At 63.8% G+C, this 24,422-nt stretch carries 24 protein-coding genes; 9 read left to right on the top strand and 15 right to left on the bottom strand.

Features of this window, described 5'->3' with window-relative positions:
• Positions 1–556: 556 nt before the first annotated feature.
• The 4 genes from QQL87_RS29355 to QQL87_RS29340 form a co-directional block, all read right to left on the bottom strand.
• Entirely contained in the window at positions 557–1,549 is a 993-nt protein-coding gene (locus QQL87_RS29355) for a TorF family putative porin (protein ID WP_284422600.1), read from the bottom strand.
• A gap of 438 nt (positions 1,550–1,987) precedes the next feature.
• Positions 1,988–2,449 carry a hypothetical protein gene (locus QQL87_RS29350; protein ID WP_284422599.1) on the bottom strand — a complete coding sequence of 154 codons (462 nt, stop codon included), beginning with the start codon at positions 2,447–2,449 and terminating at the stop codon, positions 1,988–1,990.
• A gap of 77 nt (positions 2,450–2,526) precedes the next feature.
• A complete protein-coding gene (gene glcF / locus QQL87_RS29345) occupies positions 2,527–3,843 on the bottom strand; it encodes a glycolate oxidase subunit GlcF (protein ID WP_284422598.1) in 1,317 nt (438 codons plus the stop codon).
• The gene (locus tag QQL87_RS29340) at positions 3,840–5,078 is read right to left on the bottom strand and encodes an FAD-binding protein (protein ID WP_284422597.1); all 1,239 of its coding nucleotides are present in this window, start codon (positions 5,076–5,078) and stop codon (positions 3,840–3,842) included. The genes glcF and QQL87_RS29340 overlap by 4 nt, the downstream gene beginning before the upstream one ends.
• Positions 5,079–5,531: 453 nt before the next feature.
• Here QQL87_RS29340 and QQL87_RS29335 point away from each other — a divergent pair, with 453 nt between their 5' ends.
• Positions 5,532–5,870 (top strand): putative quinol monooxygenase, encoded by a 339-nt coding sequence (locus tag QQL87_RS29335; RefSeq protein WP_284422596.1) that lies wholly within the window; start codon positions 5,532–5,534, stop codon positions 5,868–5,870.
• A gap of 273 nt (positions 5,871–6,143) precedes the next feature.
• Here QQL87_RS29335 and QQL87_RS29330 read toward each other — a convergent pair whose 3' ends face one another.
• From QQL87_RS29330 to QQL87_RS29320, 3 genes are all read right to left on the bottom strand, one after another.
• Positions 6,144–7,649 (bottom strand): argonaute/piwi family protein, encoded by a 1,506-nt coding sequence (locus QQL87_RS29330; protein WP_284422595.1) that lies wholly within the window; start codon positions 7,647–7,649, stop codon positions 6,144–6,146.
• Complete coding sequence (locus QQL87_RS29325; RefSeq protein WP_284422594.1) at positions 7,639–10,416, bottom strand: SIR2 family protein; 2,778 nt, start codon at positions 10,414–10,416, stop codon at positions 7,639–7,641. The genes QQL87_RS29330 and QQL87_RS29325 overlap by 11 nt, the downstream gene beginning before the upstream one ends.
• A gap of 1,311 nt (positions 10,417–11,727) precedes the next feature.
• Complete coding sequence (locus tag QQL87_RS29320; RefSeq protein ID WP_284422593.1) at positions 11,728–13,221, bottom strand: FAD-linked oxidase C-terminal domain-containing protein; 1,494 nt, start codon at positions 13,219–13,221, stop codon at positions 11,728–11,730.
• Between the two features lie 208 nt (positions 13,222–13,429).
• Between QQL87_RS29320 and cycA the strand changes: the two genes are divergently transcribed.
• Positions 13,430–13,825, top strand: coding sequence for a cytochrome c-550 CycA (gene cycA / locus QQL87_RS29315; protein ID WP_284422592.1), 396 nt, complete (start codon positions 13,430–13,432; stop codon positions 13,823–13,825).
• A 65-nt stretch (positions 13,826–13,890) separates the two neighbouring features.
• Here cycA and QQL87_RS29310 read toward each other — a convergent pair whose 3' ends face one another.
• On the bottom strand, positions 13,891–14,850 hold the full coding sequence (locus tag QQL87_RS29310; protein ID WP_284422591.1) for an alpha/beta fold hydrolase: 960 nt from the start codon (positions 14,848–14,850) through the stop codon (positions 13,891–13,893).
• 252 nt (positions 14,851–15,102) lie between these two features.
• Between QQL87_RS29310 and QQL87_RS29305 the strand changes: the two genes are divergently transcribed.
• Positions 15,103–15,285, top strand: coding sequence for a hypothetical protein (locus tag QQL87_RS29305; RefSeq protein WP_284422590.1), 183 nt, complete (start codon positions 15,103–15,105; stop codon positions 15,283–15,285).
• 28 nt (positions 15,286–15,313) lie between these two features.
• Here the strand turns inward: QQL87_RS29305 and QQL87_RS29300 are convergent, their stop codons facing one another.
• From QQL87_RS29300 to ykgO, 3 genes are all read right to left on the bottom strand, one after another.
• Positions 15,314–15,568, bottom strand: coding sequence for a hypothetical protein (locus tag QQL87_RS29300; RefSeq protein ID WP_284422588.1), 255 nt, complete (start codon positions 15,566–15,568; stop codon positions 15,314–15,316).
• Positions 15,569–15,668: 100 nt separating this feature from the next.
• Positions 15,669–16,298 (bottom strand): tetratricopeptide repeat protein, encoded by a 630-nt coding sequence (locus QQL87_RS29295; protein WP_284422587.1) that lies wholly within the window; start codon positions 16,296–16,298, stop codon positions 15,669–15,671.
• Between the two features lie 95 nt (positions 16,299–16,393).
• Complete coding sequence (gene ykgO, locus QQL87_RS29290; protein WP_006611362.1) at positions 16,394–16,519, bottom strand: type B 50S ribosomal protein L36; 126 nt, start codon at positions 16,517–16,519, stop codon at positions 16,394–16,396.
• Between the two features lie 269 nt (positions 16,520–16,788).
• Between ykgO and QQL87_RS29285 the strand changes: the two genes are divergently transcribed.
• The 3 genes from QQL87_RS29285 (at position 16,789) to QQL87_RS29275 (ending at position 18,940) form a co-directional block, all read left to right on the top strand.
• Positions 16,789–17,673, top strand: a complete 885-nt coding sequence (locus QQL87_RS29285) for an amidohydrolase family protein (protein WP_284422586.1) — start codon at positions 16,789–16,791, stop codon at positions 17,671–17,673.
• Between the two features lie 63 nt (positions 17,674–17,736).
• On the top strand, positions 17,737–18,483 hold the full coding sequence (locus QQL87_RS29280; protein WP_284422585.1) for a haloacid dehalogenase type II: 747 nt from the start codon (positions 17,737–17,739) through the stop codon (positions 18,481–18,483).
• Complete coding sequence (locus tag QQL87_RS29275; RefSeq protein ID WP_284422584.1) at positions 18,473–18,940, top strand: YbaK/EbsC family protein; 468 nt, start codon at positions 18,473–18,475, stop codon at positions 18,938–18,940. The genes QQL87_RS29280 and QQL87_RS29275 overlap by 11 nt, the downstream gene beginning before the upstream one ends.
• A gap of 3 nt (positions 18,941–18,943) precedes the next feature.
• Here the strand turns inward: QQL87_RS29275 and QQL87_RS29270 are convergent, their stop codons facing one another.
• Positions 18,944–19,933 carry a Bug family tripartite tricarboxylate transporter substrate binding protein gene (locus QQL87_RS29270; RefSeq protein ID WP_284422583.1) on the bottom strand — a complete coding sequence of 330 codons (990 nt, stop codon included), beginning with the start codon at positions 19,931–19,933 and terminating at the stop codon, positions 18,944–18,946.
• Between the two features lie 123 nt (positions 19,934–20,056).
• Positions 20,057–20,980 carry a LysR family transcriptional regulator gene (locus QQL87_RS29265; RefSeq protein WP_284422582.1) on the bottom strand — a complete coding sequence of 308 codons (924 nt, stop codon included), beginning with the start codon at positions 20,978–20,980 and terminating at the stop codon, positions 20,057–20,059.
• A gap of 131 nt (positions 20,981–21,111) precedes the next feature.
• On the opposite strand from QQL87_RS29265, the gene QQL87_RS29260 reads away from it, so the two are divergent.
• From QQL87_RS29260 to QQL87_RS29250, 3 genes are all read left to right on the top strand, one after another.
• A complete protein-coding gene (locus tag QQL87_RS29260; protein WP_284422581.1) occupies positions 21,112–21,810 on the top strand; it encodes a pirin family protein in 699 nt (232 codons plus the stop codon).
• Between the two features lie 75 nt (positions 21,811–21,885).
• Positions 21,886–22,485 (top strand): NAD(P)H:quinone oxidoreductase, encoded by a 600-nt coding sequence (wrbA, locus tag QQL87_RS29255; protein WP_284422580.1) that lies wholly within the window; start codon positions 21,886–21,888, stop codon positions 22,483–22,485.
• A gap of 77 nt (positions 22,486–22,562) precedes the next feature.
• Positions 22,563–22,730, top strand: coding sequence for a hypothetical protein (locus QQL87_RS29250; RefSeq protein WP_284422579.1), 168 nt, complete (start codon positions 22,563–22,565; stop codon positions 22,728–22,730).
• Here QQL87_RS29250 and QQL87_RS29245 read toward each other — a convergent pair.
• Both QQL87_RS29245 and QQL87_RS29240 read right to left on the bottom strand, forming a co-directional pair.
• Positions 22,717–23,316, bottom strand: a complete 600-nt coding sequence (locus QQL87_RS29245; protein WP_284422578.1) for a 3-keto-disaccharide hydrolase — start codon at positions 23,314–23,316, stop codon at positions 22,717–22,719. The genes QQL87_RS29250 and QQL87_RS29245 overlap by 14 nt on opposite strands.
• Before the next feature lie 102 nt (positions 23,317–23,418).
• Positions 23,419–24,279, bottom strand: coding sequence for a D-amino-acid transaminase (locus tag QQL87_RS29240; protein ID WP_284422577.1), 861 nt, complete (start codon positions 24,277–24,279; stop codon positions 23,419–23,421).
• Positions 24,280–24,422: the final 143 nt, after the last annotated feature.

The following is a 24,422-nucleotide window of genomic DNA, read 5'->3' as shown; positions in this document are numbered from 1 at the left end:
GTCTCCACATCGTCATGGCCGGGCTTGTCCCGGCCATCCACTCCGTGCGGGATGCCGAGAACGACGTGGATGCCCGGGACGGTGCCCGGGCATGACGATGTAGAACGGTTTCGCGAAAAACTCAGATTGGTCATATGCGATAGCCCTGCGGGCCGCCTGAAGACAGAAGGCATGGTCCTGCCTCTGTCTCACGGCCGCCCGGGCGGCCGCTCGCCGATGGCCGGCGGCGCAGGCCTATCGCTGGCGGGCTTCGGGACAGCTCGCTCACAGCAGCCGGCGGCTCATCGGCAGCCGGTTCCGCGCAGCCATTGAAAGACTCGGAGAGGCTGGTCGCAGCTCGGCGCGGCGATCAGCCCAGCGTTCGCTTGGCGCCACGTCCAGCGCCCGCAGGGGCGAATCGAGGGCCATGCACCGCTATCATCAGGCGGCCCGTGGCGCTTGCCAGCCGAGCGGCGAGAATGAACGGCAATCCCCGGAAGCCTCCCATCCAAAAGCAGAAGGGCGGCAGATTGCTCTGCCGCCCTTGCTTGAAAGTGTCGATCCGCCCAGGCGATGATTACTTCAGGTTGGTCATCGCGGTCAGGTCGAACGAGAGCTTGGCGATACCGGCGGCGCCGCACCAGTTGGAGCTTGCGCCGAGCGGGTTGTTGCCGGTGACGGTGGTGGTACCAGCCGCCGCGTTGAAGGCACCCGTGAAGACGCTGCAATCACCCTTCGACAGGTTCGAGTCGGAGTAGCGCAGATCCAGCGTGAAGACCTTGTAGGTGAAGCCGACGCCGATGTTCCAGGTGTTGTAGTCGGCGTAGTGGATGCCGGTCGGGAACGCGGGCGTGCCGTAGAAGCTGTCGGTCTTGCCGAACCACTGACGACCGAACTCACCCGACACGTACATGCCGACGCCGCTCGAACCGAACACGGTCGACGGAGCGGTGTACTTGGCGGTCACCGAGGCGTAGTTGCCCCAGGCGCCGGAGTTCAGGAAGCTCGGCGAATAGAACTCGGTGACGCCGAACGCCCAGTTGTCGTTCACCGTGTAGGTGCCCTTGCCGTACACCTCGAAGAAGCTGACGTCCTTCTTCATGGTGTTGCCGTTCAGCAGGAAGTTCGCGGCGCATTCTGCACCCACGGCGCGGCCGGTGAAATCGGTCGGAGCGCCGTAGAAACAGGTTCCGCCCGGATACAGGTAGCCCCACACGCCGATGTCGAAGGCGAAGGCGCCGAAGGTCGGGCGGATACCGCCGTAGATGTCGACCTCAGCCGCAGCGCGGTTGGTGAAGGAGATGCTCTCGGCCGACACGCCAACGTAGAACTGCAGGTCCTTGTTGACGTTGTAGCGCGGCTCGAAATAGGCGGTGACCGACGGCTTGTGGTTCGACTGGGTCACGCCGCGGAACACGTAGTCGCTGACGATACCGCCGCCGAAGGCGACATCCCAGGGATCGAACGCCGGAGCCGGCGGCGCCTTCAGGGCCTTCACCGCCATGTCTGCGGCCGAAGCCGAACCCGAGATCATTGCCAGCGCCGTTGCCAACAAAGCCAACTTTTTCATGAAGATCCCCATCACCCTAGTGTCGTGCAACGGTCCGAAGCTTGGCCCCCCAGGGCGCAATAAGACCGGCCGCGTCATCCGGATGCAATTTGTGACAGGCTGCCGCCGCAGGTGAAGCAAAAAAGCGCGGCATCTGCCGCCTTTTTGAGCGTTTTGACATTTCTGCGGCAGGTTCTCAGAGCCTGTTGCATTTGAACAACAAATATCCGTGTCCCAGGGCATGCCACCGTGCAGATGCAGCCGCAGGCCGGCCGCCTTTTCCACATCGTGGCCGGTCGAAAACAGCCTGAAAAACCTACGGATTCGCCCCGCCGTAGAATTGCGGGCCGCGCACCGGGTCGCAACAACGCGTCCCAACACAACGCATCCCAACGACAACGAGGCCGCAGCGTCGCCGCCACGGCCTCGTGATGATTCGGGTTTAACGGCGACGGACGCTCAGCTCTCGGAGCCGGCCTCACCCTCATGTTCGTCTGCCGCCGGCGTCGCCCAGCTGGCCTCGCCGGCCGTCTCGGTCTCGTGGAGCTCGGGGGTCTCGACCGGTGCCGCCTTCTTGGCAGCGCGCTTCTTGGCAGCCTTCTTCGGCGCAGCCGGAGCTTTGGCAGCCTTCTTCGCGGGAGCCTTCGCCGATCCCTTCTTGGCAGCGGCCTTCTTCGCAGGCGCCTTCTTGGCAGATGCCTTTTTCGCAGGAGCCTTCTTCGCAGGTGCCTTGGCCGCCTTCTTCGCCGCCTTCTTGGCCTTCTTGGCAGGAGCCTTCGCCGCCTTCTTGGCGGCCTTCGCAGCCTTCTTGGCAGACTTCTTCGCCGTCCCCTTGGCCGACTTGGCCTGCGCCATCACCTTGCTCTTGTCCTTCTTGTCGTCCTTGGCCGTCTTGTCCTTGGCCGTCGTCGTCTTCGCCATCAGAAACCCTCCAGTTGCCGTCGAACGATCGCATCATCCGGCGGGAGACGGGCCGGCAGTCCGCACGCGCCCATCTCTCAATTCAGTCCTGGTCGCGGACCACCCGTCGCCCAGTCGAGAAGCTCAATGGTGTGGACGACGGGGATGGTGGTGCCGCTGGCAATCTGCATCATGCAGCCGATATTGCCTGCCGCGATCACATTCGGCTTGACGGTCGCGATGTTGGCGACCTTGCGATCGCGCAGCTTCATCGCGATGTCAGGCTGGAGAATGTTGTAGGTCCCCGCCGAACCGCAACACAAATGACTCTCCGGTATATCTTTCACGACGAAGCCGGCCTTGGAAAGCAATTCTTTCGGAGTGCTCGTGATTTTCTGCCCGTGTTGCAGCGAGCATGCGGAGTGATAGGCGACGACGAGGTCATCGTGATCCGCCGTGGTGTTCAGTTCGAGGCCGGCGAGATACTCGCTGATGTCCTTGGCCATCGCCGAGACATTGGCCGCAGACGCTGCAAATTGCGGGTCCTCGCGCAGCATGTGGCCGTAGTCCTTGATGACGGTGCCGCAGCCCGACGTCGTCACCAGGATGGCATCGAGACCGCCGCGCGCAGCCTCCGCGGTCCACACCGCGACATTGGCCCGCGCGCGCGCCAGCGCGTCGGCGTCCTGCCCCATGTGATGGGTGAGCGCACCGCAGCATTGCTCGTCCCTGACCAGCACGACCTCGATGCCGTGCCGGGTCAGCACGTTGATGGCCGCCTGGTTGATGCGCGGCGCCAGCGCTGCCTGCGCGCAGCCCTGCAGCAGCGCCACGCGGCCGCGGCGCGCGCCCTGCGCCGGAAACACGCTGCCGCCGGCAGGCCCCGGCGGCGGCAGGGCGGCCGCGGGCGCGAGCTCCAGCATCGCCCGGAGCCGCCGCAGCAGGCCCGGCGACGGCCCAGCGGAGGACGCCGGCAGCAGCGCCTTGAACGGCCGCCCCAGCCGCGCCAGCGTCATGGCGATGCGAAACTCGCGCGGCCGCGGCAGCACATAGCCGAGCACGGCGCGCAGCAGCCGTTCGCTGAGCGGGCGCTGATAGGTCTCCTCGATCCGCACCCGCGCCTGGTCGACGAGGTGCATGTAGTGCACGCCGGACGGACAGGTCGTCATGCAGGCGAGGCACGACAGGCAGCGGTCGATATGCTTGACCACATCGGCGGTCGGCGCCTGGTCCTTCTCCAGCATCTGCTTGATCAGGTAGATGCGGCCGCGCGGGCTGTCGAGTTCGTCGCCGAGCAGCACATAGGTCGGACAGGTCGCGGTGCAGAAGCCGCAATGGACGCAGGCGCGCAGGATCTTGTCGGCGACCGCGATGTCGGGATCGGCCAGCTGCGCCAGGGTGAACTCGGTCTTCATGACGCAACGCTCCGCCTGACACGCCCGCGGTTGAGAATGGTCCTGGGGTCGAAGGACACGCGAACCCGCTCCTCCAGCGCGGCGACGCCGGGCGACTGCGGCTGGAACACATCCACGGCATGCCGCATCTCGTCCCAGGCGCGCAGCAGCATCGCGTGGCCGCCGGCCGCCTCGACCTCCTTGCGCACGAGGCCCGCGGAGGCGTCGGGCTGCGGCGGCAGCGCCGCCCAGATCAGGCCGCCGCCCCAATCATAGATCGCCTCGCCGCCGGTCTGGCGCGTCAGCGCCTGCCCGATGGCGGCGCCCGACACCGGCGGGCAGACGATCCGCCACACCGGCCAGGCGCCGAGCGGACCATTGGCCGCGAACGGCAGCACGTCCCTGACCGCGCTCCACACCCGGGCCGAGGCGTCATCCTCGATGATCTCGACCGCGCCGAACGTCGCGAGCTGCCTGGCGAGCGAGGCCGCGCGATGCGCCGCTGAGGCCGTGATGCCCTCGAGCCTGAGCACGGTGACCGCCTCGCGCGGCGAGCCGATCAGGCTCAGCCCCTCGACCTCGGGCCGCAACGACGAGGCCGGCAGATGAGCGGCGCCGGAGACGTCGAACGGCGAGCCCAGCGCCGCGGTCATCGCCCGGTTCGCCTTGAGCTCATCGAGCCCGCGCAGCACCAGGCTGCGCTCGGATTCCGGCCGCGGCATCACCTTCAAGGTCGCCTCGGTCATGACCGCCAGCGTGCCCCAGGAGCCCGCCAGCAGCTTGCAGAGATCGTAGCCGGTGACGTTCTTGACCACCTTGCCGCCGGTCTTGAAGCTGTCGCCGAAGCCGGAGACGGCATGCGCCCCGAGCAGATGATCGCGCACCCCGCCGGCCCGGATGCGCCGCGGCCCCGCGAGCCCGGCCGCGATCATGCCGCCCAGCGTGCCGCGCCCCGTGGTTCCGAGCAGCGGCCCGGTGTCCATCGGCTCGAACGCGAATTGCTGGCTCTTCGAATCGATCAGCGACAGGAGGTCGCCGAGCGGCGCGCCGGCCTGCGCCGTGATGATGAGCTCGTTCGGCTCGTAGCCGATGACCGCGTTCAGCGCCGACAGATCGAGCACGGCGTTGGTCGCCGTGAGCTGGCCGATCCGGCGCTTCGAGCCGTGGCCGATGACATCGAGCGGCTGCTCGCTCGCGATCGCGGAACGAACCACCTCCTCCACGTCGGCTGCGTTGCGTACTTTGAGGGCGTCCACCACTGCTGGCCTTGCTCATTGATGATGACCGGCAGCCCAGCGCACCGGGCAGCCACCGACGTTGGCGCCTTTCTAAAGCGTTGCGAGCCGGACACAAGGCCGGGCGAGACGGAACGTTCCAAGCGATCTGCATGACGCCCGGCCGGCTGCGAGGCGAGCGATGTGGCAGACGGCGGTGCCCTCCCCCTCCCCGTTCTTCACGGGGCCGCGACGAGCTTCGCTCGCGCTGAGAGGGTCGGGGTGAGGGGCAGCCGCACGGAAGTGTCAGCCCGTAGGGCGGGTTAGCGAAGCGTAACCCGCCGACTCTTTCGAGCCACATGGCGGATTACGCCTTCGGCTAATCCGCCCTACGCCTGCATCTCCGCATCCATCCTTCGTCCGTCATCGAAGGATCGCCCTCACGAACCGGGCTATCAATCCCCTCGCAGACCATCAACGAGAGGACCAATCCCCATGACCGGATACGCCATCGCAACGAAAACCGTGAACGAGGCCGTCAGCGGCGGCAGCCTGCTGGTGGTGGCGCAATGGGAGGCCCGGCCAGGCGAAGCCGACCGCGTCGCCGAGATCCTGTCGCGCTTCCTCCCCGAAGCGCAGCGCGAGCCCGGCGCAAAACTGTTCCTGATCTCCCGCGCCAAGGACAACCCGGCGCAGTTCCTGTTCTACGAACTGTTCCGCGACGAGGCGGCGTTCAAGGCCCACCAGGAGAGCGAGCATTTCAAGACCTACATCGCGGGACAGGCCGTGCCGTTGCTGGCCCGGCGCGAGCGGGTTCAATATGGGCTGATTTAGAACGTCAACAAACCGAGATTGGGTGGATGGCGGCCTGCCGGCTTCTTGACACGCAAGTGGGCAGTCCGCCGTCTGAGGCGCTTTTGCAGAAATGCCCAGCGACAGGCCGGGGGGACATGCCACTCACGGCCAGACCGTGGATATTCCGATCATGCGCGTACTATGGCACTCCTACGACTCTTTGAATTGAATGCACTATCACCTTGACCCCGTAGTTCTATTGCTACTACTCGGAACCGGGTTGCCGCTGCAGCTCCGAACCAGGTTCTTAGTTCAAACGAAATATCGGAAGGATGTGACCGGTTCACCCTCATCCTCACCGTATTCGTCCAGAATGCCCCCAACACGACGGGCAAAGGAAAGTGTCACTGGCCACTTGCCGCGAATGTCGGCAGTATTCCAGTTCATGCGAGTTAGGTTGAGAACGTCTTGCGCTGCCGAAATATGATCCCCGTCGCCAATGCGACGGATTTCAAAGGGTTGCGGGACATGCGGTCCAGGGTATGTGCCGAGCTCAGGCATGTAGCCGGATGTAAAAAGATAGCTTCGGGCTTCATTAACGGAACACAGCGTGCCGACCTTGGGCGGGTAGGCGCCAAACCGGATTAGCCGAAATGCACTGGGCACAAGCGTCACCATTTCGACGATAGGAATGTCTCGCAGCGCTTCCGAGAAACCCTTCTGCTCGGCCTGATCGAAGAAGGTCGTCTTGTGCACGACCATACGCAGGGGTGCGCCGCCGGTTCGCTTTTCATATTCGACAAGAACGTTCTTGCAGAGATTGAAAGCCTGATCTTCGGACAGATGAAGATTTCGTCTCTGATCGGCATCCGCTGGCACGCCTTGCCCTCGGATAGCAAAGCCTTCCCCCTCGCTTGAAAACGCTTGAGCTAGAGTCGACTGCACGATATGGCGTTGTGTCGTTCGAAAATGATGAAAGCTGATGCCAACGAAACACGTCTCGGGTCCATCGGTAGGCAATCGCCAAGGCACATTGCCGGCCTTGTAGTAAAGTCCAACGGTAAAATTCCAGGCGCGGGTTGCGGGGTCCTCGTTGTAGGGACCGTCAACCAATAGCCGCTCAGTGACAATCTGTATCGGCAGCTTGTTTGCCATAGCGCGAGCCTTCAGGGCGTGCCGGAGGTCGCGCTTCAGAAAATCCTCTTCGGTTTGCTCGACCTCTTGCAACATGTCGAACATGTCCATTTGTCGACTTTCGCGCGACTTCGCGATCGCTTTCGCTTTTTTCTTTTCCTCCGCCGTCAAGTCGCGTTCTACCGAACGAACCTTTTTTAGGACATCGTCAGGGATGCAAACGATAACCAGATCCGGCCGGTTGGTGTCCCTTTTTGCGAGACGGGCATGGGCATCACTGTATAGATCGACAACCTTCTGGAAGCTTTTGAACAGATCATCGTCATCCAGCGCCTCCTCAAGCGGATTCCGACGTTCGTTGTCGAGATGCACCGACCATCCGTCTGAATCGACGAGTGACATGTGAAACGTCTTTGCGAAGCCTGGAAACGGCTTTTGTAGCAGCGATGGCGTACCAAGTACTGGTACGGGCGCGCGACAGCGCTCAAGCCAGCGCCGCGTCTGATCGACGAGCTGGCGCGGACCAATGATGCCGACCTTAACCTGGGTCTGGCGGGCAGCACCAAATCGCAGGTCGAAAGGCCCGGCGAGATCGAGCCCGACCTTTGGGTCGGATGTTGTCACAGCGCCGCCAAACTGGAGTTGTGGTGGCCTGAGTTCGCGGACGGCGAGCCTAATCGTCATTACCTTGATCTCGCTCGTCTTCTTCCCCTTTATCGCGATCTTCCGACTGTGCCTCTTCCTCTGCGAGTGCGCTCAGTTCGTCGTCCAGATTCTCGAGATCAGCCTCAATTTCGCTATCTAGATCTTCGGATTCACTAAAGGCAGTAGAACTAAAGGCTACGGTCGGCTGACTTCGAGACAGCAATATCGTCGGAGCATAGCTGGAAAGATCGTTCGCACGCTCAAATGTGAGGGCAAAGACTCCCTCCGCATCTTCGGAAAGGATGGATGCCCAGAAGGTGACATCGTGGTGAACGGTTGGATTAAAATCCCGTGCAGCTCGACGTGTGGACAAAATGTTAATCTTTTCTCGCCCAATCGGCTTACCAACGCCGTCGCGGGTGAAGGCATAGCCGGGCGTCAGGAGGACTGCCCAATCGCCTCCGAACGGCATTACCGTAAATCCAAAGGCTTTGTGCTCGTAGTAGAGAACGTCTTCGGTACCACGGCGGACGCGAGCCTTCACAACCGTGCGTGTTGCTCGTTTGACACGCCCCTGATAGGTGATTTTTCGCTCGCCCCGCTCCTCTTTCGGAAAATAGGCTCGGCGGCGCTTGTAGTCGATCGCGAGTCCGAGTTTGCGCAGATGCTCGAAAATCGCCTCGTTCATCAGCTTTAGCAGGATGTTCTCGCCGTTCGGCTGATCGAGGAGTTCGCTAACCGTGAGCGACTCGACCTCTCCCTCGTCGAAGGGCGATACAAGATCGCGGGCGATTTTTTCCAGATCATAGAGGGTGAAGAAGCGGCCATCATGGACATGGCCAGGTGGCACGGCCAAACCTGCAGCTTCTTTCTTGAGCCGCCATGCCGCGGTGGAACTGGTGGCTGTGTGCCAGATCTTGGCTGGCATCTCCTCGATCGGCAGAAGGTTGGTCGTATAGCGTACAGTATCCGTAACAGCCGGAACGGCGGTATTAGTGACCTCATCCACCGCCTCCGGCCGCGCGCGGATGGTGACAACGAAATTCTGGTTGTTCGCGTCGGGCCCGAAATGGACCTCTCCGTTGTTGTTCAAAGTGAGTGACCAAACGTCGCCAAGCCCTGAGCCTGAGCGATCCATTTGTCCGCCGCCGTAGAACAAGTCGGTGATGACCGGATTGCGATAGCCCTTGATGCCTCGACTACCACTCCTGACGACTGTCTCAAGTGTCCTACCGGCCATTTGGGCCGCAACTTCGGCAATGATGCCACCCGGGCTCGCGACACGTATCTCGCTTGGCGTCACCTCCATCCTGACCGGTCCCTCGCGGTCGTAGTCGCGGTGGACAAGCGCATTCACCACCACCTCCTTGAGCGCAAGACTGTCGTAAGGATACGCAGTCCGAGATATCTCTTCCTTTAAGCGAAATGATACGTTGACGAGAGCAAGCAGATCGGTCAGCGCGTTCAGCTGCGACCAGAGATTTCCGGATATATCCTGTTCAACGGAGATTAAGCCATCCTCGTCAGGCGTGCCGGTGGCAGCGTCATCACCGAAGCAACGCTTGATCCAATGGATAGGTCCTCGGGCCGAGAATGCTACGGTGGCTTGAGCGGTTTTACGTTCGGGCGAAGGTGCAAACAAGAGCCACCCCGCGAGCGTCGGACGGAGATCGTTACCCACGGTCCTGAGAAGATTTCGGACCCTGGCCTCCTCTCTGAGCCATGCGCGATCGGGATTTTCTGGCGCGCTCAGACCGAGACGTTTGGCATATTGCGTCAATCGCTGACGCAACATCTTTTCATCGAGATCGTCGGCCTCGGCCTTCTCGATAGCTCGCATGTCAGAGGGCAAATCGGTCTGGCCGTAGGCATGGCTCCGCCGTATCGGCTGCGCGCCTTCGGATCGCAGCCGGTCCCATAGATCATACTGAAGTAATTCATCGAACCCGGCGATGCGGACGATCTGGAAATTGGTGCCTATCGCTGCTGCGAGCTCTTTGACCAAGGGCGAAAGCGGCTGCAGCATGTCGCTCTCGCGAACACACCAGTACACTCCCTGCGCAAAGTTATTTGTGGCATTGATCTGCTCGAGCAGGAGATCCCTCATAACCGATGGCTCGTTGCCTCGATATCCCACCGCGATCAGCGGATGATCTCGCAATAGCGGGACCAATCGCTGGACGATCGGCTCGTCCAGCTTATCCACCTCGTGATCCAGGTTCTTATCTGAGTAGTGTTCGACGGATCCGTGCAAATAGACGAGTTGGGGATCAGGTGAGGCCGCATTGAATCTGACGAGATCGTCGGGCGTCTTGATTGAAACCAGGAAGTGCGGCTTGTTCTCAAGAACTTTCGCTTCCTCGATACAATGATCGAAGTTGGTCGTTAGTACGGTGTTGACCCACCCTTCGTTGAGAATGCGCACCAGCGCCCGATAACCGCTCCTTGGAGCCACGCCTGGCGCAATCAAGCGCTCGAAAAAATCACGACGTTGCTTGCGGACGCCAAAGAGCTTTTCAATGATCTTGGGATATTGATCGGCGAGCGGAACGTGCTCCGAAAACCATGGCTGCCGGCAAAGCCATGGCCAATAGTCGGACCGTTGAATCCGGATATCCTCGGGTGAACGTCCGGCCTCTCTACACCAAGCCCAACGCGCCGCCTTTTCCGCCGTAGCGCCAGCAGCCGGAATCCCTGACGTGACTGACGCTCCCGCGCCCAGAAGGAGTACGGGACTTGACCCATCAAGCAGCAGCGACCGGATATGACCCGGTGTTGACGTCTGAAATGTCGGTTCGTCCGGCACACTCTACCCTTGCTGCCGCAGCGAGACCGCTCATTGATGCCGCGGTCTGTGGATGCATATCCCACAGTTAAAATGATTCGCTTGCTTCTACGCCATCGGCCCACAACCTTTAGTATGGTTGTTCACCCTATACACAGCACGGAGGGCGAGCGGCGGGACGAATACCACCTTTAAGATATGAGCATCCGATTTTATATCACAAATTGTCAATAGCCCGTCAGAGGCCGCTCAGGCTGCAAACGCAAAGCTGCGCGTCCTGAGACACTTTTCTGCACACCGACCACCGTTCCCATCTCGAGTCGACGCGCCGGGCAAATCACCTTCGCCCTTTGCGCGATCTCATTGCACATTGCGGCTGTGAGGGAAAAATCGCTCGCGTGAAAAAACTCATTTCGTGAGCTATTTCAATGCAGAGCGGCAGGCCTCCTCCGAACCATGAAATTCTCCTCTTTCGCTTTTACAGAAATCGTGTATGACTCCCCACATCCCGCCTCACCGAGAGGGGCGTACGCGCGGTCGTCACGATATGCGAGGCGGGGATGCGGTGGCCGTGTCGGGTCGCAGCGTGATTTCGATCATGCCGACGAACGATGTCGACGCGGACGTGAAATCGTGTGGTCCTGGTCTCCCGGTGCCGAGACCAAGCCTTGCGATGCTCGGTGACGGGCATGCGGGCGACGGGGGCAATCAAGCCGGTCCCCGGGGAGAGCACGTATAAGCGTTAAGACCGCCGCGCAGGGAATGCCGGATGTTCGGCTGAACCTGTGGTACCTGCCGCCTGCATTTTTTTCGCAGGCGGGCCATGGGTGAGGCCTTCACCCGGCATTCCCTGCGCCCTCTCGATGGTTTTGGAGGGTGGTGTCGATGGCATGGTCCGGGCGTCAGGCGCCGCGGGGATGCGGACGTGTGTCGGCGATGATGTGGATGGGAGGCAGGCTCTCTCCGTCGTCATTCCGGGGCATCGCGAAGCGATGAGCCCGGAATCCATAACCACAGGCGGATGTTGGTGGAGCGAGGTGGAGCTGGCGGCGTGCCTCACACAGCGGCCTGTGGTTATGGATTCCGGGCTCGCCCTGCGGGCGCCCCGGAATGACGCGGGGAGAGAGTCGTCGCGTGAGCGGGCAGCGACGGGTGTTCGCGAGATGGAATGGGGACTGGTCAGAAAGGCTCTCTCCGCCGTCATTGCGAGCGAAGCGAAGCAATCCAGGGTCCCGCCCACGACTCTGGATTGCTTCCGCCTTCGCCCTACGGGCTTCGGCGGACATGTCGGCGCAAGGGCGCCTCGCAATGACGTGGAGAGGCCGGCGCGCCTCAGAACCTCGGCAGATCCGGGAACGCCAGCTTGCCGCCGTGGACGTGCATCCGCCCCAGCTCCGCGCAGCGGTGCAGGGTCGGAAACACCTTGCCCGGGTTGAGCAGGCCCTGGCTGTCGAAGGCGCATTTCACGCGCTGCTGCTGGTTGAGGTCGATCTCGGAAAACATTTCCGGCATCAGGTCGCGCTTCTCGATGCCGACGCCGTGCTCGCCGGTCAGGACGCCGCCGAGCTCGACGCAGCAGCGCAGGATGTCGGCGCCGAAGGCTTCGGCGCGCTCCATCTCGCCGGGCTTGTTGGCGTCGTAGAGGATCAGCGGATGCAGGTTGCCGTCGCCGGCATGGAACACGTTGGCGCAGCCGAGCTGGTATTTTTCCGACAGCTCGCGGATGCGCGCCAAGGCCTTCGGCAGCGCACCGCGCGGGATGGTGCCGTCCATGCAGAGATAGTCCGGCGAGATCCGCCCCACCGCGGGGAACGCCGCCTTGCGGCCGGCCCAGAACAAATTGCGCTCGGCCTCGGAGGTCGAGATCCGGCAGGTGGTCGAGCCGCAGCCATTGGCGATCGCTTCGACGCGGCCGATCAACTCGTCGACCTCGACGCCGGGGCCGTCGAGCTCGATGATCAGCAGCGCCTCGACGTCGAGCGGATAGCCGGCATGGACGAAGGCCTCGGCGGCGTGGATCGCCGGCTTGTCCATCATCTCCATGCCGCCGGGGATGATGCCGGCGCCGATGATGCGCGCGACGCATTCGCCGGCCGCCTCGACTTCGGCGAATCCGACCATCAGCGCGCGGGCCGTCTCCGGCTTCTGCAGGATGCGCACCGTCACCTCGGTGACGACGCCGAGCAGGCCCTCCGAGCCGGTGATCAGGCCCATCAGATCATAGCCGGCGTTCTCGGCGCACTTGCCTCCGATGCGCAGCACCTCGCCGGTCATCAGCACGATCTCGCAGCCGAGCACGTTGTTGGTGGTCATGCCATATTTGAGGCAGTGCACGCCGCCGGAATTCTCCGCGACATTGCCGCCGATCGAGCAGGCGATCTGCGACGACGGATCGGGCGCGTAGTAGAAGCCGGCATGCGCCACCGCCTGGCTGATGGCGAGGTTGGTGACCCCGGGCTCGGTGACGACGACGCGGTTGTCGAAATCGATGTCGCGGATGCGCTTGAACTTGCCGAGGCCGAGCAGCACGCCGTCGGCGAGCGGCAGCGCGCCGCCCGACAGCGACGTGCCGGAGCCGCGGGGAACCACCTTGATGCCTTGGTCATGGCAGTATTTCAGGACCTGCGAAACCTGCGCCGTGGTCTCCGGCAGCACCACCACCATCGGCGGCTGCCGGTAGGCCATCAATCCGTCGGACTCGTAGGGGATCATCTCCGCGGCGCTGTCGATGACGCCCTCGCCGGGCACGATCGCACGCAGTGCAGCAACGATCCCGTCGCGGCGCGCCAGCACCGCCTGATCGGCTTCCGGCATCATGATCGCCATCGCGTTGTCTCCGGCTCGATTGGTGTCGGCCTATCAATCACAACCGAAACGCTTTGGATAGGCAGCGGATCAGCCGGGCGGCCTGCGGCGGGGCACCGCGCTCCGCCTTTGTGCTGCCTTCCGCCGCCGCTTCCCCGCTTGTGCGTCGCCCGGGGCCATGCCACAACCTGCGCACAAACTCGTCTCGTAACCCCACAGAGCTTGATCCATGAAGAAACTGACTTTGAGCGCGCTGGTCATGATCGCCTCGTCGTCGCTGGCGACGGCCGCGCTGGCGCAGGACGCTGCCGCCGGCAAGACGTCCTTCAACAAGTGCCTGCCCTGCCATGCGATCGGCGAAGGGGCGAAGAACAAGGTCGGCCCGGAACTCAACGGCCTCGACGGCCGCAAGTCGGGCAGCGCGCCGGACTACAACTATTCCGAGGCCAACAAGAATTCGGGCATCACCTGGAACGAGGCGGTCTTCAAGGAATACATCAAGGACCCCAAGGCCAAGATCCCCGGCACCAAGATGACCTTCGCGGGCATCAAGAACGAGACCGAGGTCAACAACCTCTGGGCGTATGTGTCGTCGTTCGACAAGGACGGCAAGCAGAAGCAGTAAGCCGCCACCGGCTGCGCCCGGCGCAGAGGATTGCAAAGCCCCGGCCGACGGCCGGGGCTTTTCTGTCAGGGCCCCGATGCGTCCACGGGCGCGACCGCGGCGACCATCCGCTCGACCTCACTGGCCACGAGCTCCGGGACGGCGTTCTGAACCATGTGGCCGAGCTCCGGCAGCACGATCAGCCGCGCCTGCGGGATGACCTTGGCGAGCGGGCGGGAATGGATGTCGGTGTAGACCGTCCTGTCGGCGTCGCCCGCCACGATCGTGACCGCAGCCTTGATCTCGCCATACCGCGGCGACTGCTCGATGACCGCCTGCTTCAGGGTGACGAGATCGCGCGCGTTGGCCATGAATTCGCGCGGCCGCAACAGCAGCGGCGTCGCGGTCTGCTCGACGAAATCGTCCGGCATCTGCTGCGGCGCGAACACGCCGCGGGCGCCCGGCGCCATCAGCGCCAGGCCGAGCGGCAGCGTGATGGTATGCGCCAGCAACGGCCCGACGACGGGCGTGGTGACGGCGACATTGTAGCCGCCGACCCCGCCGCGCCAGGGATAGGCGACCGGCGCAAGCATCACCAGGCCGGCGACACGGCTGGGAAAGTCGAGCGCCATCCGCAGGCCGAGCGCGCCGCTCCAGGAATGCACCACCAGGATGACGCGGTCGACGCCGAGACGGCCGAGCGCTTCGTCGAGCATCCGGGCCTGCAGAGCGGGCGTCGAGTCCTCGTCGCGCTCGCGCGGGCTCCAGCCATGGCCCGGACGGTCGGCCAGCAGCACCCGGTGGCGCTGCGCCAGGAGATCGCCGAGCGGCTTGCGCATCGCCTCGAGGTTCGAGCTCGCACCATGAAGCAGCAACAATGGCGGCCCCTGGCCGTCGCGCGGCCCGATATCCACAAGATTGATGCTGGCCCCGTTGACATCGACGGCCTGCCCTTGCGCCGGATAGCGGCGCTCGACCACCACCACGCCAGCCCGTGTCACGAGCGCCAGCAATGCCAAAGCGCCCACTAAGAACATTGAAATCATTGATAGTTTTCTGCCGGTCACAAGGACAGTTACGGGCGAGAAGGCCGAGAGTTGCAGATCCAAAGGCGATGCCGGGTCGTTTCGGCCGCAAATCCTGTCATCACGGCGTCGTCGGCCATTTTATAACCATGGTCGGGACTTTTCCTCGCAATCGGCTGATGACCGTGAATTACTTCCGGTTGGGTCATTGCACGAAGTCACCTGCGATGACCGGCCCTGCGTTTAGTTTGGTGTTTTGGGAGGGGGTTACCGATGAGCTTTCGTTCAAGCGAGGCAGCAATCGACGAGATCGTCGCAAGCTGCAATGGCGACATCCGCGGCGCGCTGAAGGCCCTGCTGCTGGTCAACGAGCATCTCGAGGCCGAGATTGCCCAGCTCTACGCCGCCGCCGTACAGTACGGCCTGCCGGAGCGCCGCAGCACCGCCTTCCACTGAGCGGCCGGCCCGCGCACGGGCAAGCCGATCAGTCCTCCTGCGTCAGGTCCTTGTTCGGGCACGCGTTGATCGTGGATCGCGCGAGCTTGGCGTCATCCTTCGATCTGAAGGGACCGGACGCGAACCAGATGTCGCCCATGATCGAGATGACCGGGTTGCTGGTCACGATCTCGCAGCGATTCGTGGCGCGATTCCCGACCACCCAGAACAGATCCGGATCATCGGCCCGCGCGGCCGACAGCGTCACCATCACCAGCGCTGCCGTCAGCACCGCCCGCCGCATTGCGTCTCTCCTGCCGCGCTTCGTCGTCGAGAGGCAGCTAGGTTCGCGCGGCCGCACCGGCAAGGACGGCCGTCCGGACATGGTTAATCGACCGTTACGGCTAGATGTCGCGGCCCTCGACCTTCTCGGTGAGGGTTTTGACGAGATCCGGCACCTTTTCCAGGTGCGGATTGACCTCCAGCGCCTTGCGGAAGGCATCCAGCGCCCGTTTTTCCTCGCCGAGGTCCTGCATGATCATGCCGAGGCCGGCGAGCGCGCCGAAATGCCTGGGCTCGCGCAGCAGAACCTGCTGGATGTCGGAGAGCGACCGGCCATAGTCGTTCTGAAGGTAATATATTGTGGCCCGGCGATTCCAGGCTTCGACATAGTCGGGACGGAGCTTGATGACCGAATCGAGCAGCTTGAGCGCCACCTCGTTCTGCCGCGCGTCCATCGCGGCTTTGGAGCGCGACATCAGCAGCGCGACGGTGTCGCTCGGGGTCTGCAGCCAGATCGCCCAGATCCGGGCCTCGACGTGCTTGGCGCTGATGTCGTCAGGGGCCGCTTTCAGGGCACCGAACAGGAAATCGAGGCCCTTGGTCCTGTCGGCGCCAACCTTCGGCAGCTTGGCGGGCGCCTCGGGAGGCTTGGGCTTGGTGACCGCCTTTGGGTCACCCTGCGCAGAGGCAAGGTGCGGAACCGAAAGGACGAGGGTAGCGAGCAGGACCGCCCGCAGAGATCTGATGACCATCCCGCAAGTCTAGACGCAGTCAGCGCGTCCTGCAAAGCAGCACGCGCGTCAAAGACCCGTGAGCGGGTTTTTCCCGATGGGGGATATCTCGTCGATCAGCCCTGGCGCGCCTTGAAGCGGCGCTGGACCTTGTTGATCACGTAGACACGGCCCTTGCGGCGGACCAGACGGTTGGCGCGATGGCGGCCACGCAGCGACTTCAGCGAGTTACGGACCTTCATGGGACATCCTGATACGTTGAAAGGCCGTGTTGGACAGGCCGGAAGTGGCAAATAGAAATCGAATTCCGCTAGCGACCAAGTCGCCCGGATCGGCCCGGTTTCTAACCACCGACCCGCCGGATGTCAACGATTGTGGCGCCGACTTCAACAGACCCCGCGCCGGAGGAGGGTAAGAGAGGAACCAGCCGCCGGCCGAATTGGCGATTGCCAAATTCGTTATATGGTATAATCAATTTTACAAAGCCAAGAACCAACCACCGGGAACGCCCATGCCCAAGCTCGCTCTGCCCAAGATCGACGACGTCGTCGCCATCGACATCCACACCCATGCCGAGGAGCCCTGCGGCATGCACGGCGACGACGGCTATGATGATTTCCAGGCGCAGATGGCCGAGTACTTCAAGTCGCCGCACAAGCATCCGCCGACCGTGCCGGAGACGGCCGCCTATTATCGCTCGAAGAACATCGCCGCCGTGATCTTTCCAGTCGATGCCGAGCGCGAGACCGGCTTCCGCCGCTACAAAAATGAAGAGATGCTGGAGATCGCCTCCGAGCATCTCGACGTGCTGATCCCCTTCGTGTCAATCGATCCGCACAAGGGCAAGCTCGGCGTGCGCGAGGCACGCCGGCTGATCGAGGAGTACGGCGTCCGCGGCTTCAAATTCCATCCGACCATGCAGGGCTTCTACGCCAACGACCGCCTCGCCTACCCGCTCTACGAGGCGATCAACGATGGCGGCGCGATCGCGCTGTTCCACACCGGCCAGACCGGCGTCGGTTCGGGCATGCCGGGCGGCATGGGGATGCGGCTGAAATACTCCAACCCGATGTACATGGACGACGTCGCGGCCGATTTCCCCGACCTCAAGATCATCCTCGCGCACCCGTCCTTCCCGTGGCAGGAGGAGGCGCTGTCGGTCGCGACCCACAAGCCGAACGTCTACATCGACCTCTCCGGCTGGTCGCCGAAATACTTCCCGCCGATCCTGGTGCGCTACATCAACTCGATTCTGCAGGACAAGATGCTGTTCGGCTCGGACTGGCCGGTGATCACGCCCGACCGCTGGCTCGCCGATTTCGCCAAGCTCGACATCCGCGACGAGATCCGGCCGAAGGTGCTGAAGGCCAACGCCCGCAAGCTGCTGGGCATCTGACATCGCTCCAGGCGCGGTGACCACCTGTCATCGCGCCGGTCTGCTTTTCGACAGGTGAGCACCGTGCCCTTCAAAGCCGTGGTCTTCGACGCCTATGGCACGCTGTACGACATCCAGTCGGTCGCGACCGTCACCGAGCAGGCGTTTCCCGGCCAGGGCGACATCATCACGCAGATCTGGCGCATCAAGCAGCTGGAATATTCCTGGCTGCGCTCGCTGATGCAACGCTACGAGGATTTCGCCACCATCACCCGCGAGTCCCTGATCTACACGCTGCGCGTTCTCGGACTGCAGGCCGATGCAGCCACACTTGATCGCATCACCGCCAAGTACCTCGATCTCGAGCCCTACCCCGATGCGCAGGCCGCGCTCGCCGCGATGAGAGATCATCGGCTCGCGATCCTCTCCAACGGCAGCCCCGCGATGCTCGACGGCCTCGTCAAGGCCAGCGGCTTCGGCACGTTGCTCGATGCCGTGATCAGCGTCGATGCCCATCAGATCTTCAAGCCGAGTCCAATGGCCTACGCGCTGATCGAGGAGACGTTGGGTGTTGCACCCGCCGAGGTGTTGTTCGTGTCCTCCAATCCCTGGGACGTCTGCGGCGCCAAGGCGTTCGGATTGAGCGTCGCCTGGATCGAGCGCGTCAGTCCGCAGGCCCTGGCCGCGGCGTGCAGCGAGACCGCGCTGGTCGCACCGCTCACCTTGTTCAAGGCGCTCCGTACCCAGATGGACGAGTTGGGTTTTGCGCCCGATTATCGTATTGCTGCGCTGTCCGAATTGCCCGAGATCGCCGCCACACATGAGCCTTGAATCCGTCCGCGCCTTCTTCGCCGAAAAAGCCCCCGACATCGACGTCCTCGTCTCCAGCCAGAGCTCCGCGACCGTGGCGCTCGCGGCAGAGGCCTATGGCGTCGAGCCGGCCCGCATCGCCAAGACGCTCTCGCTGCGCGTCGGCGACCGCGTCATCCTGATCGTTGCCGCCGGCCATGCGCGGATGGACAACAAGAAGGTCAAGGCGGCCTTTGGCGGCAAGCCGAAGATGCTGGGCCTCGACGAGGTCGCCGACATCACCGGACACGAAGTCGGCGGCGTCTGCCCGTTCGGGCTGAAAGCACCGCTGCCGGTCTATTGCGACGTCTCGCTGAAGGCGTTCGACATCGTCGTGCCCGCGGCTGGCTCGACCCACAGCGCGGTGAAGATCACGCCGGACCGCATGGCCGAGCTGACCGCGGCCGAATGGGTCGACGTCTGCGAGGTTTCGAACTAGCCGCTACTCCACCTTCCCGATCCGTTGCACCGCGGCGATCAGGCGCGCGCTGTCGGCGTCGATGAACTTGGCAAACTCGGGCGCATCCTGATAGGCGACGACGCTGCCGACGGCCGCGAACGTCTTCAAGACCTCCGGGCTCGTTGCGGCCTGCGCCATCGCTTCGCGCAGCCGTTTCACGATGCCCGAAGGGATTGCGCGCTGGCCGAACAAGCCAGCCCAGATGTACATCTCGACATCCCGATAGCCGAGCTCGATGAAGGTCGGCACGTCGGGAAAGCTCGGGACGCGCGACGCGCCCCAGTTCGCGAGAACACGGAGCCGTCCATCGTCGACCTGCGGCTTCAGCGTGCCTGGCGCGGCGGCGATCGCCTGGACTGTGCCGCCGAGCAGCGCCGTCAATGCCGGGCCGGCACCGCGGAACGGAACATGTAGCAGCCTGATCCCCGCGCTCGATGCAAACATCTCCATCGCCACGTGGAGCGTGCCATAGGGTCCCGACGAGCCATACGGGATCTCCCCCGGACGCCTGAGTGCGTCGTCGACAAGGTCCTTTAACGTTCGCCACGGCGAAGAAGCCGGCACTGCCAGCAGCGTTGGATCCGCCAGCACTCGCGCGATCGGCGTAAATTGCGAGACCTCATAGGCAACGGGTCGCCCGAACAGGCGGTCGGCCTCAGGCAGCACCGCGAGCGACGACAGCGTCATCAGCAGCGTATAGCCGTCCGGCGCTGCGCGTGCCGCCTGTGCATTGCCGACCGAACCGCCGGCGCCACCGGCGCGGTTGTCGACGATGACAGCTTTGCCGAGAATCCGCTCCAGCGCAGCGGCAATGGGCCGCGCCGCAAGATCGGCCTGGCCGCCGGCGGGAAACGGCACGATCATCGTGATCGTGCGGCTGGGGTAGACATCCTCCGCGGCAGCGAGATCCGGCAGCAAGCTCTGCATGAGCGGCAACGCGGCGGCGGTCCGCAAGAACCCGCGGCGGTTCATCGGGAGCTCTCCCTGGCAAGTCTTCTTGTCGTGCGCGTCCGATCCTAGCGCGAACGATTGCATGCGGGCAAAGCGAGATTTCGTTGTGCGCGCTTCGCGAGCAGTTGCACTGCAACGAGCTCATTAGATCGAGTTCGATCGTGCCCTCTTCCCCTTTGCCAGCTCCTTGACCAGAAACTCCGAGAGCACCTCGACCCGCGCCGGGCGCGGGCCGCCGGGCGGCATCACCAGATGCATCGCGCCTTCGGGCTGGCTCCAGCCCTTCAGGATCACCTCGACTTCGCCCGACGCGATCGCATCGCCGATGATGAAATCCGGCAGATCGGCGATGCCGAGACCTGCGACGACAGCAGGCAGGACAGCCTCGCCATTGTTGACGCGTAGCTGACCTGCCGGCCGCACGCTGGCCTGCTCGCCGGCCGCGTTGGTGTAGTGCCAGACGCCTGCGGTCGACAGATAGGCGTAGCCGAAGCATTTGTGCTCGGCGAGATGCATCGGATGTGTCGGTCGTCCATGCTTCTTCAGATAGGACGGCGCCGCCACCGTGTAGCGCGGCATCGTGCAGAGGCGGCGTGCCACGAGCGAGGAGTCCGGCAGCCGCGCGATGCGCAGCGCGAGATCGAAACCTTCGCCGATGAGATCGACGGTGGCATCGCTCATGTGCAGATCGATCGCGACATCCGGATATTGCTCCAGGAAGGCCGGCAGCAGCGGCGCGATCATCTTGACGCCGAAGGTCATCGGCACGGCGAGCCGCACCAGGCCGCGCGGCGTCAGCGATTGCGCCAGCGCCTCGGTCTCTGCCGCCTCGCCGTCGGCGAGCAGCTGCGCGGCGCGTTCGGACAGGCGCTGGCCGGCATCCGTCAGCGCCAGGCGGCGCGAGGTGCGGTTGAACAGCCGCGTGCCCAGGCGCTCCTCCAGCCGGCTTACCGCCTTGGAGACGGAAGCCTTGGAGAGGCCCAGATCCTGCGCGGCGCCGGCGAAGGAGCGCAGCTCGACGACCTTGGCGAAGATCGCCATCGCCTCGAAATCGGGAAGTCGCGCCATAGGCTCGAATCTCTATTTTGGAAACAATAGGTTTCAATAGTTTCTATTTATATACCTAGGCTCATCCCCTATTCCAATGCCCAACAGCACGGCGGCTGACGGCCGACCGTCGCAACCTCAGGAGCAGACCCATGATCGAATTGAAGCCCTTTGCGGCGCTGGGCGGCGCCGACCACGGCTGGCTGAAGGCCAAGCATCATTTCTCGTTCGCCAGCTATTACGACCCGAAGAACATGGGCCACGGCGCCCTGCGGGTGTGGAACGACGACGAGATCGCGCCGAACACCGGCTTTCCCGCCCATCCCCACCGGGACATGGAAATCATCACCTATGTCCGCGAGGGCGCGATCACCCACCAGGACAGCCTCGGCAACAAGGGCCGGACCGAAGCCGGCGACGTGCAGGTGATGAGCGCGGGCAGCGGCATCCGGCACTCCGAGTACAATCTCGAGCCGACCACGACGCGGATCTTCCAGATCTGGATCGAGCCCGCCACCGAGGGCGGCCAGCCGACCTGGGGCGCCAAGCCGTTCCCGAAGTCGGACCGCTCCGGCAAGCTCGTCACCCTGGCCTCGGGCTTTGCCGACGACGCTGAAGCGCTTCCGATCCGCGCCAAGGCGCGCGTGCTTGGCACCACGCTGAAGGCCGGCGAGACCGCCGAATATGCGGCGGACAAGGCACGGCACATCTACATCGTGCCGGCCGCCGGCAGCGTCGAGGTCAACGGCGTCCGCGTCAACGCCCGTGACGGCGCCGCCATCCGCGACGAGGCGACACTCAAGATCACCGCGCTCGAGGATTCCGAGCTGGTGCTGGTCGACGCCGCCTAGCGCTTTCTCACAATCCCGGCCGGCCCTCCGGCCGGGACGTTCGTCCCGATCACCCCCGCCCCCACGGAGCACACCATGACCAAGGTCCTCGTTCTCTACTACTCCGCCTATGGCCACATCGAAGCGATGGCCAATGCCGTCGCCGAGGGCGCCCGCGAAGCCGGCGCCACCGTCGACATCAAGCGCGTTCCGGAGCTCGTGCCCGCCGACGTCGCCAAGGCCTCCTACTACAAGCTCGACCAGGCCGCGCCGATCGCCAAGATCGAGGATCTCGCCGACTACGACGCGATCATCGTCGGCACCGGCACCCGCTTCGGGCGCATGGCCTCGCAGATGGCCAACTTCCTCGACCAGGCCGGCGGCCTCTGGGCCAAGGGCGCGCTGAACGGCAAGGTCGGCGGCGCCTTCACCTCCACCGCGACCCAGCATGGCGGCCAGGAGGCCACGCTGTTCTCGATCATCACCAACCTCCTCCACTTCGGCATGACCATCGTCGGCCTTAACTACGGCTTCGCCGGCCAGATGAAGCTCGACGAGGTGACCGGCGGCTCGCCCTATGGCGCGACCACCATCACCGGCGGCGACGGCAGCCGGCAGCCGAGCGAGAACGAGCTGGCGGGGGCGCGCTATCAGGGCCGCGTGATCGCCGAGACAGCCAAGAAGCTGCATGGCTGATGCGACTGGGGCGGCCCTTCCGCAAACGAAGGGCCGCCCCATCTCGCAAACGTTGGAAAGATGTAAAGGAGTTCGCAATGCCCGCCATGCTCGAACTGGTGACGCTGGCCCGGCTGGCCCGCCATCCCCTGCAGATGATGGCGCGCCATTGGTACTGCAAGGGCCTCTATCGCGCGAGCCGCGGCCAGCGCCGCTGTGCGGAATGCACGGCCGCGCCAGCGGCCAAGACCGCTACAGCGGCTTGATCTGCACCTTCTTGAACTTCACGATGCCAGAGCCGTATTGCAGGGCGATCGGTCCCGCCGCGTGCTTGCTGTCGTCGACGTCGGCGGTCTTTTCGCCGTTGAAGATCACGGTCAGCCGCGTGCCCTTGGCGGTGATATCGAACGTATTCCACTTGCCGCCGGCCTTCGGCATCGGATCGACCTTCGAGACGTCGACGATCGCGCCGGTGCCGTATTTCGGATCGGGGCGCTTGTCGAAGATATTGACCTCGTAGCAGATGTTGGAGTCGATCTTCTCCGCCTGGTCGCAGCGGATGAAGATGCCGCTGTTGGCGGCGTCGTCGACCCAGAACTCGGCCTTGATCTGGAAATCCTTGTAGCTGGTCTTGGTCACCAGATAGGACGGATCCTTGCCGTCGAGCTTGTCGGCCATCAGGCTGCCGTCCTTGGCTTCCCAATTGGCCTTGCCGACTTCGGTGAACTCCACCTTCTTGTCGCCATCCACCAGCGTCACCCAGCCGTCATCGGCCGACGCCGTCCCGATCCAATTCAACGCTGCGCCCGTCATGACCAGTCCAGCCGCAAGCACGCCCCAGCGATAACGCATCGAAACTCCTCCCTGCAATTTTCTATTGGTCCGCCACGATAGCAAAGCGCCGGACAATGCAAACGAGTTTCGATGCTGCACCTGCTCTGTCGTCGCCCGCTCCTACACCGCCGTCGCGCGCGCAAAATCGACATAGATCTCGCGCAGCCGGCTCGCCACCGGACCCGGCTTGCCGTCGCCGACCGGTTTTCCGTCGATCGTGACCACCGGCTGCACGAACGAGCTCGCGCTGGTGATGAAGGCTTCCTTGGCGGCGAGCGCCTCCTCCACCGTGAACAGCCGCTCCTCGACCTTGAGCTGGCGCTCCTCGGCAAGTTTCACCACCGCCTTGCGTGTGCAGCCCGGCAGGATCGCGTTGGAGTTCGGCCGCGTCACGATGACGTCGTCCGGGGTGAGGATGAAGGCCGAGGACGAGCCGCCCTCGGTGACGTGGCCGTCCTCGACCATCCAGGCTTCGCCGGCGCCGGCCGCAGCCGCGGCCTGCTTCGCCAGCACCTGCGCCAGCAGCGCCACGCTCTTGATGTCGCGCCGCGCCCAGCGGATGTCGGGCACGGTGATGACGCCGATCCCGGTCTTGGCCGAAGGCGCGTCGACGATGTTCTTGGCCGTGACGAACATCACCAGCGTCGGCTTGACGTCGCCCTTCGGAAACGGGAAGTCGCGGCTCTTGTCGGCGCCGCGCGTCACCTGCAGATAGACCATGCCCTGGTCGAGCGCGTTGCGCGCCACCAGCTCCTTCTGCAGCTCCTCGATGCGCGAAAGACTCTCCGGCAACGCCAAGCCGATCTCGCCGACCGAGCGCTCCAGACGCTGAAGGTGCGAGGCGCTGTCGATGAGCTTGCCGTCGAGCACCGCCGCCACCTCATAGATGCCGTCGGCGAACAGGAAGCCGCGATCGAGCACCGAGACCTTGGCCTCGGACAGGGGCACGAAAGCGCCGTTGACGTAAGCGATCGGGTCCAAGGACGTGTCTCCTAGTAGCTCGTGTTCGAACTATGAGTTATCGGATATCGGGCCAAAAGAGCCTCTGCCAATGAATTACTCGTCATGCCCGGGCTTGTCCCGGGCATCCACGTCGTTCTTCCTGGCCGGTCGACGTGGATGGC

The organism is Bradyrhizobium sp. SSBR45G, assembly GCF_030159255.1.
GTDB lineage: Bacteria > Pseudomonadota > Alphaproteobacteria > Rhizobiales > Xanthobacteraceae > Bradyrhizobium.
The sequence above is the reverse complement of the archived record's forward strand: the minus strand, read 5'-3'. Positions and strand labels throughout refer to the sequence as shown.